The following is a 17680-nucleotide window of genomic DNA, read 5'->3' as shown; positions in this document are numbered from 1 at the left end:
TATGGCAAACCTGATTAACCTCGAGCAAGTCAGCAAAACTTATGGATTAAAAACCCTCCTAGACGGGGTATCCCTAGGTGTGCAAAGCGGCGATCGCATCGGCATCGTCGGCGTTAATGGCGGTGGCAAAACCACCCTGCTGGAGGTGCTCACAGGCATCGAGCCGCCCGACGCCGGCCGCGTATCCCATACTTCTGATTTGCGCATGGCTGTGGTCACGCAGCGCTTTGACCTGCCCGATGAGCTGACCATCGCGCAGGTGATTATTGAGCCGCTGGAATTGGAGACCTATGAGTGGGCCTCCAATGCCAAGGTGCGCGATGTCTTAGGCGGGCTGGGCATTGTAGATCTTGGGCTCGATACTCCGGTGGGTTCGCTCTCCGGTGGCGAGCGTCGCCGCGTGAACCTGGCCGCCGCGCTGGTGCAGGATTTGGACCTCGTGGTGCTCGACGAGCCGACCAACCACCTCGACGTGGAAGGCGTGCAGTGGCTCGCGGACCACCTGCTCAAGCGCAACCTGGCCGTGGTCGTGGTCACCCACGATCGCTGGTTCCTCGATACCGTGGCCACGTGGACCTGGGAGGTACACGATGGCGTGGTCGATACCTACGAGGGCGGCTACAACGATTGGACCTTTGCCCGCGCCGAGCGTGCCCGCCAGGCCGATGCCATGGAACAGCGCCGCAAAAACCTCGCCCGCAAGGAACTGGCTTGGCTGCGCCGCGGCGCACCGGCGCGTACCTCCAAGCCGCGCTACCGCATCGAGGCCGCCGAGGCGCTGATCTCTGACGTCCCGGAGCCACGCAATAAGGTCGAGCTCATGGCCTTTTCCAAGCAGCGCCAAGGTCGCGTGGTTATCGAGCTAGAGGATGCCACCGTGCAGTCCCCGGACGGTCGCACCTTGGTAGATCACCTCACTTGGCGCCTAGCCCCCGGCGAGCGCATCGGTTTGGTGGGCGTTAATGGCTCCGGCAAGACCACCCTGCTGCGCACCCTGGCTGGCGAGTACGAGCTGGCGGCCGGCAAGCGCATCGAGGGCCAAACCGTGCGCCTCGGTTGGCTGCGCCAGGAACTCGATGACCTAGATCCGGAGCGCCGGCTTATCGACGCCGTCGAGGACGTCGCCACCTTCGTCCAACTCGGCAAAAAGGAACTTTCCGCCTCCCAGCTGGCCGAGCGCCTAGGATTTTCCGCCAAGCGTCAGCGCACCCCGGTAGGCGACCTTTCTGGTGGCGAGCGCCGCCGCTTGCAGCTCACCCGCGTACTGATGGCCGAGCCCAATGTATTGCTGCTGGACGAGCCCACCAACGATCTCGATATCGATACCCTGCAGGAACTGGAGTCCCTCCTGGACTCCTGGCCGGGCACCCTGGTGGTCATTTCGCACGATCGCTACCTCATTGAGCGCATCGCGGATAACACCTACGCGCTCTTTGGCGATGGCAAGCTCACCAACCTTCCCGGCGGCATCGACGAGTACCTGCGCAAGCGCGCCGCACTTGAGGCTCAGCAGAGTTCCGGTGTGCTCAACCTGGGAGAAAAGAAGGCAGACAACGCTGCACCGAAACCAGAAAAGAAGCTCTCGTCCCAGCAAGAGCGCGAAATCACCAAGAAGATGAACGCCCTCGAGCGCAAGATGCAGAAGCTGGAAAAGGCGGCCGCACAGATCAATGAGAAGATGGCCACCGCCGCGGAAAAGGTTGATACCCAGGCCTTGACCGAATTGGACGGAGAGCTAAAGGAAAACCGCAGCGCCTACGAGGAATTGGAGATGGAATGGCTGGAGTTGGGGGAGAAGCTCGAAGGGTAGAAGCCCGCATCGCCGATATTGTCAGCCACCTCGACCTGTGGGGCATTATCGGCGCCGCAGCGCTATTTACCCTGGGGCTTACCCCATCCATTCTGCCGCGCGATTGGCTCTACCAAGGGCTCGTTTCCGGCATTGCCGCAGGGCTCGGCTATACGCTGGGCATCGCCCTCAAGCTCGTGTGGTACCGGCTGGTGGTGCGCTATGTGGCGCCCCGGCATGCCTGGCTTGATGCCACCACGTGGCCAGCTCGGCGCTACCGCCTAGCCTCCCGCATCGCCACCGCCGCTTTTGTGGTGTGGATGATAGGCTTCGCGATCTTTGCCGTGCGGTGGCAACGCCAACTCGCAGACACCCTGTCCGCACCGGCACCCACCATTGCCAGCTACGTGCTGGTGGTTCCGTTGGCGCTTGCGGTATTTACCGCCTTCCTTTTCATCCTGCGCGTGCTGCGCTTTTGCGTGCGCTGGCTTTCTAGTCACTTCCCCCAGCGCTTCCGCGCCGCCTACCGCGTTGTGGGCGCGGTAATCATCGTGGCCTTGGTGGGCACCTATACCGTGGAAAACCTCATCCCCGGCGCCATTGTGGGCGTGGGCGAGAGGATCTTTACCGCCCAAAACGCCGAGCCTGATCCCGCAACGCAGCGTCCCACGTCTGCTGAGCGCAGTGGCTCCCCAGACTCCCGCGTGGACTGGAATGGGGTGGGGCTGCAGGGCTCGCGTTTCCTCTCCTCCGGTGCGCACCGCGCGGAATTGGAAGAGGTAACCGGAAAGCCCGCTAAAGAACCCATTCGCGCCTATGCCGGCCTGGGCAATCGCGCCTCCAATGAGGAGCGAGCGCAGCTGCTTATCGACGAACTCGAGCGCACCCATGCCCAAGACCGCAAGGCCCTGCTTCTCATTATGACCACCGGAACGGGATGGGTGTCGTCCTATTCCGCCCAGGCCTTCGAGCTGCTCTACGGCGGCGACACCGCCATCGCGGCCGCCCAATACTCCGCCATGCCCTCAGCCCTGCATTTCCTGTCCGGCGGTGGTCAGGTAGAACGCGCCGGGCAGGAGTTCATCAACCCCATCGTGGACTGGTGGAACGGACTGCCGGAGGACAAGCGCCCGAAGCTCTACCTGTACGGCGAATCCTTAGGCACCACGGGCATTGAAGCGGCCTTTTCCGGGGTGCGCGATATCGCCAATTCCGTTGACGGAATCCTACTTACCGGCCCGCCGCACTTCAATCGCCTGCGCACCCAGTTTGTGGAGCGCCGCGACCCTGGCTCCTCTGAGATTTCCCCTGAATACGCCGGCGGCCTCGTCGTGCGCTTTGCCAACGATGATGCGCAGGTGCGCCAATGGGGCACGGTGCCAGAAGAGGAGTGGGGACGCACCCGCATGCTCTATATCCAACACCCCTCGGACCCGGTGGCCTGGTGGTCGCCACAGATGGCCTTTAAGGAGCCGGATTGGATGCGCGAGCGGACCCCGTATTCTGCCGAGCGCGTGATGCAGTGGATACCCATCATCTCCTCCCTCCAAGTAGCCGCCGATCTGCCCGGCGCAAAGGAGGTACCCGATGGACACGGTCATAACTACGGGGCATCGGTGCTCGACGGCTTTGCCGCCATCGCTGGTCCAGACGTGGCGGGAGCCATTGACCCCGATGCGCTGCAGCGCGAATTTGCCGCGCTCGACGTCGGCATATATTAAGTGCGCTTTAGCCAAATAAGGCAGCGATGGCCAGCATCGCAGGAAGCGACAGGAAGGTAGTGAGAAAGACCGTATCTCGGGCCACGGTTTCTCCTACCTCATAGGTAGCGGCATAGTTATACACATTCTGCGCCGTGGGCAAGGCCGCCAAAATCAACGCCGCGTATAGCTCCGCGCCATTAAGGCCCAGCGCTGCGCCCACGGCCAGCGCGATTGCAGGCATGCCCACCAACTTCAATACCGTCGCGGTAATGGTGGGCAGACGGTCTTCTTCCAATAGCCCGTCGCCCTTTAACGAGGCACCAAAGCTCATCAGGATCATAGGAATGGAAGCGCCACCCAAAATCTCCAGCGGCTTCATCACCACATCCGGTACCTGCCACTGCGCTGCGGAGACAATAAATCCCGCCACCGCAGCTAACACCACCGGCGCGGTAACCCCCGAGACAACGGAGCTCCATATCGATCGCAGGCTCGTTCCCTGCGCATTGAGCCCTGCAATGATAAAAGGGGAGAGCACCGCCATCTGGAGAACCAATGCCGGAATGACGTAGGTGGCATCACCGATGACATAGGTGGCAATGGGCAGGCCAATATTGACCGAGTTGTAATAGCTCGCCGCCGCGGCACCCGCCATGGTTTCGGCGCCGCTGCGTGGAAAGAGTAGCCGGCTGCACAGCCAGTACACCGCCATGGTGGCGACGGACGCAGCGGCAATGACGGCCACCACTGGGGACGCAAACGCGGAGGTATCGGATGTAGCCACGCTGGAGAAGATAAGTGCCGGCGTGGCCGCCCAAAAGGCCGTGCGATTGAATTGCAAGCGCGCCTCGCCCTTGCCAATAACGCCCCTGTGGGCCAGCACAAACCCGACGCCGATGACTACGAAAATAATCGCAAACCCGGTCAATACGTCCAGCAACAGTCAACAACCTTTCGCAGTACTCCAAAAAGCGCGGTGAGGATATTGTCCCACCATCCGTATTTCCTCAAGAACACGGGGACCATAACAAAGTGGTATCGAATCTCCTGCGCAGCCCGGAAACTCCTTCCAGACTGCCGGCTACTTATGGCACGGTGGAGGGCATGAAGCTTTCTCACCGTGCAACCGTAGCCGCCCTGTCCACCGCTCTTGTCATTACTGGTACTTCCACCGTGGCCTCTGCTCAGCCGGCCTTGCCACCGCAGATTCAGCAGGCTTCTTCGCAGGCTCAGCAGCTTTCTTCTGATCCTTTCGCTGCTTTGCAGGATTTCCGCCTCACCTTGCCACCGCAGGCCTATGAACTGGCCGAGAAGTACAATATCTCGCTGCCAGAATTCCTGGCCAAGCCAGTGGGCCACGCGCCCAAGGTGGCTGGTGAGTTGGGGGCCGCCACCACCGCCCATCTCGAGAAGGCTGGGCACCGCAAGGATTCCCACGCGACCGCCATCGCCCAGGAATGGGCCAACCAGGGTGCCGCCGGCAAGCTCGACTACAAGGGCGGGGTAGCCCACGGCCTGAATCACAAGGACGAAGGACAGGGTTCTGTTCACCGCCTCACCGAGCAGCAAGCGCAAGACCGCCTGAACTGGTTCAACCGCGATGTACCAGTCAACGCTGGTTCCCCACACGGCTTCGGCGTAGCAACTGCTTATGACGGAACCTACATCTACGTTGCGGAGTTCTTCCTCAACTAAGCCTTTTCTACTAGCCCCGATTTCACCGCATTCGTGGCCTTCATCTGCAACGATGATGAAGCCGCACGGTGCCGGTAGAATCGGGGCATGATTTTGATCAACGTACAGTTCCACGTTAAGCCCGAATACGCAGAGACCTTCCTCGATGAAATCAATTGGTACACCGAGGCCTGCAATGCAGAGCCGGGCTGCATCGACTTCAAGTGGTTCCGCGATCCAGAAGATCGCCAGCGCTTCTTGCTGCTGGAGTCCTACGCAGACGGCAAGGACGTAGAGCATGTCCAGAGCGAGCACTTCCAGCGCTCCTGCGAGGAATTCCCGAAGTACCTCGTGGAGACCCCGGACATCATTAACGTTCACATCGAAGGCCGCACCGGCTGGGACAAGATGGGCGAATTCTCCGTCGATTAATCCCAACGAATAAAGCTCGCCCTCTACCGCGATGTAGAGGGCGAGCTTTTTCTATGCCTAGGCGCACCAGCGCCCTTCGCGCTCACAGCGGATGCTACTGTCAGCGGAGCACACCTTCCGGTGAGCGCGAAGGGAGGGGAGGGGAGGGAGCTAAGCGCTTTCCGACGACCCTCCTCGCACCCGCCGTTCCTTTACTGCGGCACGCACTGCGAAGACACGGTCTTGTCGCCATTCGAGTACTGCTTTAGAGCATCGTAGAAGGCATCCGAGTACTCGCCAGCGCGTTCCGGAATCGGGTGAACACCATCGGAATAGAGGATTGAGGGGTCGCTCTGTGCGTGTCCGCACCAGTCCGCGACATATACGTTGTCGTGTTCCTTGGCTGCGTCGAGAACATCCTGTTGGGACTGGGCCATCCATTCGCGGTCACCATAGGGGACAGCCATGACAACGGTGTGGTCTTCGCCGATGATGTCTAGAGCTTCCTTGATCTGGTCCGGGAAGGCAGGGCCGTTAGTACCAAACCCGAGGAAGACGGTATCGCGCAGCTGGCCGGAATCCTTGAGCTGCTGCAGAATCTGGATACCCGCAGTGTAGTGGCGGGATACATCTGCATCGACGTAAATCTGCGGGAAGCGCTGCTTGAGGGCGCCACTAGAACCCAGCATCACGGAGTCGCCGATGGCGGTGATGTCTTTGCCCTGCGGCATCGGGCGGGTCTTCTTATCCTTCGCGGCAGCCTTATCGTCGTTGTCCTCAGCAGGCGGCTGTGGGGCAGTATCATTCGGCTGCGCCGGGGCATTGTTGCTGCTCTGGTTCTGCTGCTGGAGCTGCTCCAGCTGCTGCTCCAACTCGGTCTTATCGCTGGAATTAACAACGCCGTAGACTACGCCGGCTATAGAGGCAATGACCAGGAATGGGACTACCGGCCACATGGTCTTGCCAAAGCCATCGCGCAATTCGCTAAATCCTGGGCGGGAGGACCAATAGGTCTTCCACGTCCTTTTATAGCCGCCGCGGCGGAAAGGATTCTCAATGAACTGATAGGAAATCTCGGACAGAAGCAGCGAAATAGGCACGGCTACAAGGCCCAGGATCCAGGATTTATCGGAGTTCTGGTTGCCCTCGAAAAGCGCCTTGAGCATCATGATGACCGGCCAGTGCCAGAGATACAGCGAGAAGGATCGCTGGCCAAACCAGCGCATGACCTTGGTCCTAAAGAGCGGGGTCATCGGGCCGTATTCGCGAACCACGCCCCACACCATCAGGACACCAAGCACGCTGGTGAGGAAGAGTCCACCCCGGTAGGTGATCTCCGCGTCATCCGGCATGAGGAATAGCTGGGCACCGTAGCCGATGAGCGCCAAAGTGCCGATGATTCCGGCGATGCGCGATTCGGCTTTGCCTGCCGCCGCCCACGAGTCCGCCTGTGGATCGGACTTGGTAGAGGTCATCAGCAGCGACAGCACGGCGCCAGTGAGCAGGCCGAAAGCATGGGTATCGGTGCCGTAGTAGACGCGCGTCGGGTCTTCACCCGGCACGTAAAGAAGCGCCATGGCCACGGCGGAACCGATAGCTAAGACTGCGGCTACGAGGATGGGAAGCCGGCGCGGCTTGCGGCGAGAAATCAGGAAAACGCCGGTGATAAGAAGCGGCCAGATGACATAGAACTGCTCCTCCACGGCCAACGACCAATAGTGAGCAAAGACCTGAATCTCATTGTCCGCAAAGTAGGACTGGGAGGTGGCGATCTGGGTCCAGTTATTGACAAAGAACAGAGTTCCCAAGAACTGCTGGCGCAAGCCGACCGCGAGGTCCCCGCCTATCCATGCCACCAAAGCGGTACACATGACCAGGACGGATACTGCGGCCGGGAGGATGCGTCGGAATCGGCGCACCCAGAAGTCCTTCAGGCTGATTGTGCCGGAGGTGCGGAATTCGCGCACCAGCAAAGAGGTGATGAGGAAGCCGGAGAGGACGAAGAAGAGGTCAACGCCCAAGTAACCACCAGGAAGCAGGGAAGGGAAGAAGTGGTACAGCACCACGGCAATAACCGCGAGGCCGCGAAGACCATCCAGCCCCTTGACCTGGCGCAGGCGGGCGTGGCGCTTCTTCTTAACGACCTTGCTCTCTGGCGGCGTAGCCAGCGCTTCAGGGTCCTTGGCCTGTTTTTGTAGCGGATACTTAGATTTAGTATCTACCTGCGTTGCCGAGGTCTTCTGTGATGCTGGCTTCTGCGCAGCTTGTTGTGGCTGGCTCGGTGCGGCCTTTTCCTGTGGCTTTTCGGGCGCTTGCTGTGGAGATTTAGACGGCTGTGCCTTATTCCGCTTCTGCTCAGCAGCGGCAGCGGCAGCGGCTGAACCCGCTCCGGCTGCTACAGCGCCTGTAGCAGCGGACTTTCCCTTCTGCGCAGGCGGCGTCTTTGGAGCTGCTTGAGGCTCGGCCTTCTTCGGCTGGGGCTGTTCAGGCTGCTGCTTTGCCTTGGGCTTTGGGGTAGCTCGGGACGGCTCTTGCTGCGCTGGGGTAGGAGTGCCCACCTGCTGCGATTTGCGTGCCAAACCGCGACTGATATCGGAGGGCTTAACCTGCGGGCGGCGCCCGGCTACCTTCTTGGCCTTGTTCTCAGGCGTCGCTTCCTTTGCCTTCGGCTGCGGCTGTTGCTTCTTCGCCTCTTGCTTAGGTTTTTCGTCCTTAGAGGAGGTGCCCTGCTTCGATTTCGGTGGGACTACCTTGTTTCCATCTTGGGCAGTCTTGTTCTGCGTCGACCGAGCTTTCTGCTGAGAAGCATCGGCTGCAGTCTTTGGCGCAGTCACCTTCGGCTTGGGGGCAGTGGTGCCCTTCTTCGGCTTTGGAGAGCTAGGCGTCGAGGCCTGTGGGCCAGCCTTTTGCTTTGCAGTTTCCGGAGTACGCGCTGAGTCTTGGTCCTTGGACGGTTGCGAAGGCTTAGACGGCTGCGCATCCTTCTTCGGTGTAGGTTGCGGCTGTGGCTTCTTCTTTGCCGAGTTTGCGGGCACGCGCTTAGGGGAGTCAGGCTTCTGCGCTTGCTGCTGGCCTGTGTCCGGCTTCGAATTAGCCGGCTGGGATTTTTGCGGCTGTGCCGGTTGTGGGGAAGCCTTCTTCGCGCTGGAAGAAGAGGATGGCTTGGGCGTCTGCTTCGGCTTCTGGGTGGTGGAGTGAGCCTGCTGTGCGGGCTTTACCGCGTCTTTCTGAGACGGTTGGGTGACAGGCTTCGCGGCCGGCTTCGGGGAAGTACTGCGGGCAGAAGGGGTCTTTGGGGAGTTCTTAGACGGGGTAGTGCTAAAGCTTGCACCGCGGCGCGGTCGTTGAACCGGTTCGTGCGCTTTGCGCTGTGGCTTCTTGTCCTGAGCGGGCGAGTCTTGTTGCTTTTTAACAGCTGCTTTGGGGGAGAATTCTGCCTTGTTTTGTGGTGCGGCGGATGGCTTAGTGGCAGATTCTTGGGCTGCTGGCTTGGCCTTCGGCGTCTTGGCTGCAGGCGATGGCGAGGTGGACTTAGGCTGCTGCGGTTTTGCGGAAGTGGCTTTGCTTGCCTGTGGTTTTTCGGTGCTGGGGCGAGTGGCGTCCTTAGCCGCGGGCTTGGCGGCAGGCTTTGCATCTTTTGGCTTCGCAGCAGCAGGCTTGGATTCGGAAGCCTGTGCAGGCTTCTTCGGAGTGGGCTTGCGCGCGGGTGCCTGCTTAGCCTGGTTCTTGGTCTCGCTGTCCTTAGCGGTGCGGTCCTGAGGCTTGCCCTTCGGCGCGGTGGATTGTGCACCCGTGGTGGATTCGGTGTTGGCCGATTTCTGGGGTGCAGAATCCTTTTTATTAGGGGTCTGGGGCGCACTGGTCGAGCCAGCTTTGGGCTGTACTGGCTGATAGACCGGTGTGCGTGGTTCGTTCGAACGCCCAGGTTTCTTCTTCCCCAGCAGTGAGCGCAAAATTTGCTTCACAAAAACTCCCAAAGCACTACGTATATTTTCTAAACGGACTATTTTAGCCTGCGCACCAGCACTTCTCCCCATGCGGGGGAGTGAAGGTGCGGCGCGCGGGGCGGAGGCGAAAATTCGAGTCTAGGACTCTTCGCTGTCAAAAAGCTGACGCAGAACTGTCATGACCCCATATTCGGTATTGGGTGGGGCAATGCGATCGGCGATTTCCTTCAACTTTGGGTGCGCATTTTCCATGGCGATGGCGGTGCCCGCCTCGCGGAGGAGCTCGTAGTCATTGAGGAAATCGCCAAAGGCGGCGGTGCGAGACATGGGGACCGAAAGGAGCTCGGCCATGGTTTGTAGTGCTACGCCCTTGTTGACGCCAGCGGCCATGACATCGAGCCATACGGCGCCAGAGATGGCGATGTTGTGTTCCGGTACGGCCGCAAGGAGGGGCTGGTGGAGGTGCTTTTCGCTGCCGTCGGCGCAGTAAGCGGCGATTTTAATGATGTCTGCATCCAGTAGCGCATCGAGGTCATCTACCCATTCCACTGACCTGTAGTACTTCGCTATTTCAGCACGGGCCTGTTCATTGGCGCCGTTGTGCACATAGGCGGTATCCGGCGTGCACAGCACTACGGTATGCGGGGTCTCGACAGACTGGAGTGCGGCCATGGCGGCGCGCACGGCTGCGCGGGGCAGGGTAGTGGCGCTAATGACGCGATTATCGTGCACGACGACGGAGCCATTTTCTGCAATGAAGGTGTCTTCGTGCGGAAACATCTCTTGTAGGGTGGCGAGCTGGCGGCCCGAGGCGGGTACAAGGGTCACGCCGAGCTGGTGGGCACGGGTGCTGATCGCGGCGAAATCTGGTGGAAGCTGGCCGTTGCCGTCCAGTAGGGTGCCGTCCATATCCAGGGCGATGAGCTGTGGGAGCAAAATTCCGAACCTATCTGTGAATTGGCTGATGGTGGATAGGTGCATGCGTTTTGTGTCACACTAGGGGTTATGACTAATACTGCACCGATCGTTTCCTCAATCCGTAACCATACCGGAGTCATTGAGCTCAACCGCCCCAAGGCTCTCAATTCCCTCACCCCGGAAATGATCGACCTCATTGCGGAGTCGCTGGCGCAGTGGCGCGACAACGATGAGGTGGAACAGGTGTTGTTTACCTCGACTAGTCCCAAGGCATATTGCGCCGGCGGCGATGTTCGCTACGCCCGCGAAGGGGTCAAGGAGGGCAAGGTGGATGAGGTCGATGCCTTCTTTGCCACCGAATACACGTTGAACGGTGATATCGCGGAGTATCCCAAACCCATCGTTGCGCTCATCGATGGCATTGCTATGGGCGGCGGTCTGGGCATTTCTGCCCATGGGTCCCACCGCGTGGTTACGGAGAAAACCTTTGCCTCCATGCCAGAGATGAATATTGGCTATGTCACGGACGTGGGCATGGCCTATGCCGCCCAGCGGGCGGTGGGAACGCGAGGGAAGGCCTCGGCCGAGTTGGCGAAGTTCTGGGGGATTACCGGCTACCGCATGTATGCCGCAGACCTTCTGTGGAGCGGGCTGGCCACCCACTATGTCGCGGACGGCGAGGCCTTTGCAAGTGCGGTTATTGAGCATGGACTAGCCACGGCGCTAGCCCAGCACACCAGCGCACCTAGCAGCGAGGCCCCCTTGGCGGAGCTTATCGACGCCATCGAGGACGCCTTTTCCCGCAACACCTGGCAAGACATCACCGCGGCCCTGGAAAAGTACCCAGAACTGAAGCAACAGGTAGAAAAGCTGACCGCGCAGGCGTGCCCGACCTCTATCGTGGCGGCCATGGAGTTATTCCGCGCTGAGCAGGAGTGCAGCAGCATCCGCGAGGCCCTAGATATGGAGACCAACCTGGGCGCCTATATGTACCGGCGCGGGGACTTTGCCGAGGGCGTGCGAGCGGTCTTGGTAGATAAAACCAACGATGCGGCATTTGAGCCTGCCGCGCTTGCCGACGTCGACGTGGACGCCCTCCGCAGCGCCCTACACCTCCACCCCGCGAAATGATCCATAGGCGGCGCGGGCGCGATCGGCGTTGATCCATGAAGGAGGGGGAACCGCCAAAGTAGCTTCGGTCGCGGCTGGCGTCGGCTCTGGGAGGTGCAGCTGTGGGGCATCGAGGAGGACGAGGCCCACGCGGGCGTCGGCAAGCGTAGTGCCCGCCAGCGTCCAGATCCCCAAAATGGGCAGAGCAAGGTGCGGTAGCTGGTGCTCGTGCGCCAGCTGAAGCGGAAGGTGCGGGCGAACCAATTCAGGCACGGCCTCGTCGATACCAAAGCGCGCTAGGTTTCCTGCCAACCGCGCCGCCGCGGTGTCTTTAAGCTGCGGATCCGCCCAAGCCCACGTGAATTCCTCGTCCGAAATGGTCGCGATAAGCACCGCATTGGCCGTCATCTGCCCGCCGCGATAGGACACCGTGGCGGTGGCCTTATCCACATCGAGATCTACCGTGGCATCTGGGAAGCTGCCTTGGAAAAACATCTGGTTTTCGGTGCTTAAGTAAAAAGCATCCTCCAGGACGCGCGCGGCCGCCAAGCCTGGGGTGATGCCGGAAATCTTGTGTACTTCGGGGCTTGCCTGCTCAAAACGCACCGTGGTGCCATCAGAAAAATGCAGGTAGGGCTCTTCCTCGGTGGACTCCATGTCCAGGTAGCGGGCAAGCGCGAGGGCCGGCCCCTTCTCGTCCATCTCCGCGCTGCTGTGTTGGAGACCGCGCAGCAAGGTCTGGCGAAAGTCCAGGTAGGGGTGGAAATCCACCGCAACGATGGCCACGTGATCGCCCTGCTGGGCGCGCAGCACCGGCATAGTGCCCACGATGAGGGAGGCATAAGCAACCATGCGGTCAATGTCTGCGCTGGCCGTACCTGACTGCGGAAGGTCAGCAAAATGCTCGGTCGCAGAGGTAGTCCAGTGCCAGGTGTCTGCGGCGATGACGGCTAGGCGCACGCCACGAAAATCCGCCACGTGCTGCGCGGAGCTTACCCGTACCTCCACGAGCTGGTCGGTGGCATAGCTTCCTTCGCTATCGCCATCCGAGGGCCCGAGGAAATTAAATTCCACATCGGTCGCCTCCCCGATGCGGTCTTGAAATGCGGCATTAACGCCCGCTTGAATGAAGCGGGCGTCTTGCGCGGTGCTCGATATAGGGGCTGTCTTATCCATAACTATTGCCGAGCATACGGATTAAAGCGCCCATTAGGCTAGCTAGTCGATGGCACGCACGGTGGCAAAGGCTGTGCGAACTATCTCATGCTTTGTGTGAGCGTCCAGTGATTCTTCGGCCTGGGAGCGGCGGTGGATTTCTTTCATGCTCATCGCACTGGCACCCGCACACGCTTGGAGAATGACCGCGATTTCAAAGCGCGACTTATCCGGGGCGCGTTGGTGGAAAGTTTCCAAAACTTGGTCAGCTGCGACTTGGAATTGTTGGCGCTCTTTCGAGGTATGGCTCAAGTTTTCTAAAGCCTCGCCAATGGTGAAAAGAGAGGTAAAAGAATGTAGCTCTTTGCCCTCGTTTTCGGTGGCATCGAGCGTTACTTGTTCGAGGAATTCAGAAATGGATGAATTAGGAAAGACAGTGGGTACTTCCTTGGAAAACTTGGCAAGCACATCGGTGCTAAAGGACAGTAGCGCATCAGCCACCGAGGAGAAGTAGTTGTGAAAGGTGCGCGGGGAGACCCCGACGGTCGCGGTGATGCCGGAGACCGTGGCGGCTTCGGCACCGCCGTCGAGGACGAGGCGCGCTGCCGCATCGGCCATGGCCTGACGCGTAGCTCGCTTCTTTTCTTCGCGCAGACTAGTCACGGTGTGCTTCGCCTACCTTCTCTCGTTGGGCGCGCAGGAGTTCCTCGCGGTCAGAGTGCAAGGCCTCGCCTTCGATGTCCATGTTAGGGGTGTTCTTATCCAACCAGTGCGGGAACCACCATGCCTTCTTATCCAGCACAAACATGGTGGCTGGGATGATCATCATGCGGACCACGAAGGCGTCGATAAGCACGCCCGCAGCCAGGGCAAAGCCCATGGTCTTAATGAACGGCTCGTCCATCAAGATGAAGGCGGCGAAGACGGAAATCATAATGAGGGCCGCGGCCGTGACCACGCGGGCGCCGTGCTTGAAGCCATTCGAGGTGGCGTTGCCGGCCGTCTTGCCATTGACAAATCCCTCACGCATGCGGGTCACCAAGAAGACCTGGTAGTCCATGGCTAGGCCGAAGGTAAGGCCGATGAGCATGATGGGCAGGAAGGAAAGCAGCGGCTGTGGGTCGTCGACGATGCCGAACATGCCTTCTTGCCAAATGGCCACGGTGATGCCGAAGGTCGCGGCCATCGACAAAGCGAAGCCGGCCGCGGCGATGAGCGGTACCCAGATGGAGCGGAAGACCAGCATCAAGACGATGAAGGCCAGGCCCAGCACGATGGCTACGTATGGGATGAGCACGTTATTGAGGCGCTCAGAAATATCATCGAAAATCGGGGTGATACCGGTAATGCCGTAGGAACCGCCGGTCTTTTCAAACTCACCCTGGTAATCGCGCAGGTGGTTAAGGGTTTCGGTGGTTTCCTCATCGGTTGCGCCGGTGGTAGGAGTGATCATGATCTGCGCAGCATCACCGTTGTCCGTGGTCTGCACGATCTGAGCGTTTTCCACGCCGTCGTTGCCATTGATCTCCCGCAGGAGATCCTGGAAGGCCGGCATGCGGTCCTGCTCAGGGACATCGGCCACATCAACGAACGCGATCATCGGGGCATTGCGGCCAGGGCCAAAGGCGTCTGCCGTGATCTCATAGGCCTCGCGCTGTGGGGTGCCGGGCTTTGCGGTGCCATCGGTGGGCATGGCCAGGCGCAGCTGGGCAAATGGTACGGCCAGGATGCCCAGCAAGACGACACCCGCGATAAGGTGCAGCCACGGGTGGGCGCGCACGCGGCGAACCCAGCGCAGGCCCATGGTGGGCTTTTCGTCCTCTGGGTCTGGAACCTTGGGGCCAGGCACGCGGCCGGCGAAGATCTTGGTGCCCAAGAGCCCCAGCAGGGCGGGGATGAAGGTATTGGCAACCAGTACGGCGATGATGACCGTAGCCGCAGCAGCGATGGCCATGGTGCCCAGGAACGGGATGCCGATAATGGTCAGCGCGGCCAAGGCGATGACCACGGTGGTGCCGGCGAAGACAACGGAACCGCCCGCGGTGCCCAGCGCCATGCCCATGGCGTGGGCACGGGTGGCCTTATCCATCTTCTTGAGCTCTTGGGCCAGTTCCTTTGGCGAAAGATCGTTGAGGCCAGAGGAGGTGATGAGCTCGTTGCGGAAGCGGTTGACAATAAACAGCGCGTAATCGATGCCGACGGCCAGGCCAATCATGGAGGCCAACGTCGGGGTCATATCGGAGATGGTATCCGTAAAGACCGTGGATACCTGCACGCCGAGGATGCCGATGCCTACGCCGATGATGGCGGAAATTAGCGGCATACCAGCGGCCACGAAGGAACCGAAGGTGATCAGCAGCACGATTGCGGCGACGATGAGGCCGATAATCTCGGCGCTGCCACCCATCTCTTGACCGGCGGAGCTAAAGGCATTGCCCTGGTACTTCACGGTGAGGTCGCCCTCGTCGTACTTATTGAGTACGTCCGTGACCTTGGCCATGTCCTCTTCTGGGATGTCCATGACGGTTTCCGCATCAAAGGTGATGGTGACGGTGCCGGTGGACTTATCCTCGCTCAGAGGGGAGAGCTGCTGCAGGTTCCTTTGAATCTGCTCGTCTGGCATGTGCTGGGCCTTCATCTTTTCGCCCATTTGCTTTTCCATACCGGCTGCAGCCATCACCGGGCTGACCAGTTTGCCCTGGTCCTTGAGTGCGCCAGTGTCCTTGAGCTCGCCAAGGAGGTCATCTATCTCGCCGGCTACCTGCTTATCGGCGAGGGTCTTTCCCTCCGGTGCTTGGATGACCACGGTGCCTTCGGGTGCACTCATGGCATCGGTATCTTGGCCGAAGCGCTCCATCATCTTGTCTTGGGTGGTGGTGGAGTCCATCTCCGGCATGGAGAAATTAGGGTTAGGGGACTTGGCAAAGCCGGCGGTAAGTCCCGCCATGGCCACCAAGACGATGAGCCAAAAGGCTAGGAAGGGCCACACCTTGCGGTAGGACCAGCTACCTAGCCGGTAGAGGAATTTAGACATAAAAGTGCTTTCTTGTGCAGTATGCGTACAGTGCTCTGCACGCAGGTGACAGTGAATATAGAATCCGCGGGGAGAAATTTGCACCCCGTGCGAAACATTGCATAGTGTACGCAAAATACGGAATGTGCGCAAAGACCTGTGCGGTGGACCATAGGAAGCTACTCGTGAGATATAGGTCTTGTGCCCTCAGGCGTATCGGCGATGGCGGCATGGGGCGGTAGACTGACCGGCATGCTCCACGCCGTTAGTTTTGCCCTCTTGGATTCCGTCAATGCCTTACTCATCGGAATCCTCGTGGCCATTGGCATCATCTTGCCCCGCGGCAAGTACCGGCGCATTGCCTCCTTAGTGGTGATAGGAGACTGGATGGGAGTACTCGCCGCGGCGGCCGTGGTGATGTTTGTGCTGCTGGGAGTAAAAGACCAGATCGAGGCCATTTTGAGCTCGCCCGTTGCCGGCTGGGTACTTGTCGCAGTAGGCATCGCGGTGGGGTTTGGCTCGTGGCGCTCTCAAGGCCAGCCCAATGCCTTGGTAAATCGGCTGCTCGAGCCGTTGCGTACTCCATCGCTACTAACCGCAATCATCGGTTTCATTATGGGCGTGGTGCAATCGCTGACTTCGGTGCCGTTTTATTACGGGCTCATGCACCTGGCTACCGAAGATATCGCTCCGGCCGCTCAGTACGGCGGTTTGGTGTGGTACGCCAGCCTGGCTCTGTCCCTGCCCACTATCTGTGGTCTTTTTATTGCGGTGGTGCGCGCCCATCCCGAATCGGCCGCCGGTCGTCTTTTTGCCGCGGCGCGCGCCAATAGGACCCAGGTGGCGCTTTTTGGCGGCTACCTTGTAGCGGTCTTCCTCATCCTCATGGGCGTGCTTTCCCTTTAATCAAAGGTGACCTCATCCAGGCTCAACGCCGCATCGGATTGGCTGCGCGCGCAGTCCACGTAGCGGGCAGCATGCGCGATGAAGGCCTGTGACTCTTCCGGGCTGAGCTCGCGGCGCACCTTCGCTGGCACGCCGGCGGCAAGGCTGCGTGGTGGAATGGCGGTTCCTTCCAGTACCACGGCGCCTGCCGCGATGAGCGAGCCGGTGCCAATAGTGCAGCGCGAGAGCAGCGAAGAGGACATTCCCACCAGGGAACCTGCCTCCACGTGCGCGGCATGGACCATTGCCATGTGTCCCACCGTGACATCATCTTCTAGTACACATGGCGTGTCCTCTTCTACGTGGAAGACGCAATTGTCCTGAATATTGCACCTAGAGCCAATGCGAATTGCGCCCACGTCGCCGCGCAGTACGCTGCCATAAAAGACGGAGGAATCCGGGCCGATTTCTACATCACCAATGATGGTGGCGTTAGGAGCAATCCACGCACTGCGGTGGATGCGCGGCTTCTTTCCGGCACAAGGCAAAAGCAGCATGTCAGTCCTTTCAAGGCAGCTATTCGACCACCACGGCTAGGGCGGGGGAAAGTTCATAGTCGCCGGGGTAGGGGAGGTTGTCTACGAGGGCGTCGGCAAGCGCGGGCGTAAGCGGAATGACCCAGCCGCGCCGGGGATCTTTGATGGGCAAGGCATCCTTTTTCACGGCGGGAAAATGCACCGTCGTGGTGGGAGAGGCCAATGTAACTGACTCGCGGGCGCGGGCTACCTCCAGCAATACCTCCGCGCCGGGTTGGTCAGTGACGACGATGATAAGCGGGCCGGCGGTGTGGATTTCCAGTTTTTCTACCCGTGCGGTGGGGGCGGTGAAATCGGGGTGAGCTAAGCGCGGGGGCTGCGCGCCGGTAAGTCGGGCGAGGGCGTCTTTTAATCCCATAAGTCCTTAGTCTAACCTGACTTAGGTCATGGGCGGGTGAGTAACGTCACTCTTGACACTGTTACCTGGTGGTTATGTTTGTGGGGTGGGATTTTTCCGCACTAAGTGGGTAGTTCCGGGG

14 protein-coding genes are annotated in these 17680 nt (G+C 60.0%); 6 read left to right on the top strand and 8 right to left on the bottom strand.

All coding sequences use genetic code 11. The features are described 5' to 3' along the window. The first annotated feature begins 1 nt into the window (after window position 1). Both CORTU0001_RS08785 and CORTU0001_RS08780 read left to right on the top strand, forming a co-directional pair. Window positions 2-1810, top strand: coding sequence for an ABC-F family ATP-binding cassette domain-containing protein (locus CORTU0001_RS08785; protein WP_005329103.1), 1809 nt, complete (start codon window positions 2-4; stop codon window positions 1808-1810). After that, entirely contained in the window at window positions 1777-3510 is a 1734-nt protein-coding gene (locus tag CORTU0001_RS08780; RefSeq protein ID WP_005329099.1) for an alpha/beta hydrolase, read from the top strand. The genes CORTU0001_RS08785 and CORTU0001_RS08780 overlap by 34 nt, the downstream gene beginning before the upstream one ends. A 7-nt stretch (window positions 3511-3517) precedes the next feature. On the opposite strand, the gene CORTU0001_RS08775 is transcribed toward CORTU0001_RS08780, so the two are convergent. Continuing rightward, window positions 3518-4432 (bottom strand): AEC family transporter, encoded by a 915-nt coding sequence (locus CORTU0001_RS08775; RefSeq protein ID WP_005329097.1) that lies wholly within the window; start codon window positions 4430-4432, stop codon window positions 3518-3520. Between the two features lie 164 nt (window positions 4433-4596). Between CORTU0001_RS08775 and CORTU0001_RS08770 the strand changes: the two genes are divergently transcribed. Both CORTU0001_RS08770 and CORTU0001_RS08765 read left to right on the top strand, forming a co-directional pair. Next, window positions 4597-5187 (top strand): hypothetical protein, encoded by a 591-nt coding sequence (locus CORTU0001_RS08770; protein WP_034668570.1) that lies wholly within the window; start codon window positions 4597-4599, stop codon window positions 5185-5187. An 87-nt stretch (window positions 5188-5274) separates the two neighbouring features. Further along, entirely contained in the window at window positions 5275-5598 is a 324-nt protein-coding gene (locus CORTU0001_RS08765) for a putative quinol monooxygenase (RefSeq protein ID WP_005323747.1), read from the top strand. 191 nt (window positions 5599-5789) lie between these two features. Here CORTU0001_RS08765 and CORTU0001_RS08760 read toward each other — a convergent pair whose 3' ends face one another. Together CORTU0001_RS08760 and CORTU0001_RS08755 are read right to left on the bottom strand one after the other, a co-directional pair. Further along, complete coding sequence (locus tag CORTU0001_RS08760; RefSeq protein ID WP_005329093.1) at window positions 5790-9542, bottom strand: acyltransferase family protein; 3753 nt, start codon at window positions 9540-9542, stop codon at window positions 5790-5792. A gap of 120 nt (window positions 9543-9662) precedes the next feature. Next, on the bottom strand, window positions 9663-10505 hold the full coding sequence (locus CORTU0001_RS08755) for a Cof-type HAD-IIB family hydrolase (protein ID WP_005329091.1): 843 nt from the start codon (window positions 10503-10505) through the stop codon (window positions 9663-9665). A gap of 24 nt (window positions 10506-10529) precedes the next feature. On the opposite strand from CORTU0001_RS08755, the gene CORTU0001_RS08750 reads away from it, so the two are divergent. After that, window positions 10530-11573, top strand: a complete 1044-nt coding sequence (locus CORTU0001_RS08750; protein WP_005329088.1) for an enoyl-CoA hydratase/isomerase family protein — start codon at window positions 10530-10532, stop codon at window positions 11571-11573. On the opposite strand, the gene CORTU0001_RS08745 is transcribed toward CORTU0001_RS08750, so the two are convergent. The 3 genes from CORTU0001_RS08745 to CORTU0001_RS08735 are packed head-to-tail and all read right to left on the bottom strand — an operon-like array spanning window position 11550 to window position 15741. Next, window positions 11550-12728, bottom strand: coding sequence for a DUF6882 domain-containing protein (locus tag CORTU0001_RS08745; RefSeq protein ID WP_005329086.1), 1179 nt, complete (start codon window positions 12726-12728; stop codon window positions 11550-11552). The two genes, CORTU0001_RS08750 and CORTU0001_RS08745, sit on opposite strands and share 24 nt — an antisense overlap. 42 nt (window positions 12729-12770) lie before the next feature. Further along, the gene (locus CORTU0001_RS08740; RefSeq protein WP_005329084.1) at window positions 12771-13370 is read right to left on the bottom strand and encodes a TetR/AcrR family transcriptional regulator; all 600 of its coding nucleotides are present in this window, start codon (window positions 13368-13370) and stop codon (window positions 12771-12773) included. Next, window positions 13363-15741, bottom strand: coding sequence for an MMPL family transporter (locus CORTU0001_RS08735; protein ID WP_005329082.1), 2379 nt, complete (start codon window positions 15739-15741; stop codon window positions 13363-13365). Before CORTU0001_RS08735 ends, CORTU0001_RS08740 begins: the two co-directional genes overlap by 8 nt. A gap of 231 nt (window positions 15742-15972) precedes the next feature. Here CORTU0001_RS08735 and CORTU0001_RS08730 point away from each other — a divergent pair, with 231 nt between their 5' ends. Next, window positions 15973-16626, top strand: coding sequence for a membrane protein (locus CORTU0001_RS08730; RefSeq protein ID WP_034668569.1), 654 nt, complete (start codon window positions 15973-15975; stop codon window positions 16624-16626). Here the strand turns inward: CORTU0001_RS08730 and CORTU0001_RS08725 are convergent. Together CORTU0001_RS08725 and CORTU0001_RS08720 are read right to left on the bottom strand one after the other, a co-directional pair. Next, window positions 16623-17162 carry a gamma carbonic anhydrase family protein gene (locus CORTU0001_RS08725; RefSeq protein WP_005329080.1) on the bottom strand — a complete coding sequence of 180 codons (540 nt, stop codon included), beginning with the start codon at window positions 17160-17162 and terminating at the stop codon, window positions 16623-16625. The two genes, CORTU0001_RS08730 and CORTU0001_RS08725, sit on opposite strands and share 4 nt — an antisense overlap. Window positions 17163-17181: 19 nt before the next feature. Beyond that, on the bottom strand, window positions 17182-17559 hold the full coding sequence (locus CORTU0001_RS08720; RefSeq protein ID WP_005329072.1) for a hypothetical protein: 378 nt from the start codon (window positions 17557-17559) through the stop codon (window positions 17182-17184). Between the last annotated feature and the right edge of the window lie 121 nt (window positions 17560-17680).

It is taken from the genome of Corynebacterium tuberculostearicum SK141, assembly GCF_000175635.1.
Classification (GTDB): domain Bacteria; phylum Actinomycetota; class Actinomycetes; order Mycobacteriales; family Mycobacteriaceae; genus Corynebacterium; species Corynebacterium tuberculostearicum_C.
Note: the sequence above shows the minus strand (reverse complement) of the source record. Positions and strands in the feature narration are given on the sequence as shown.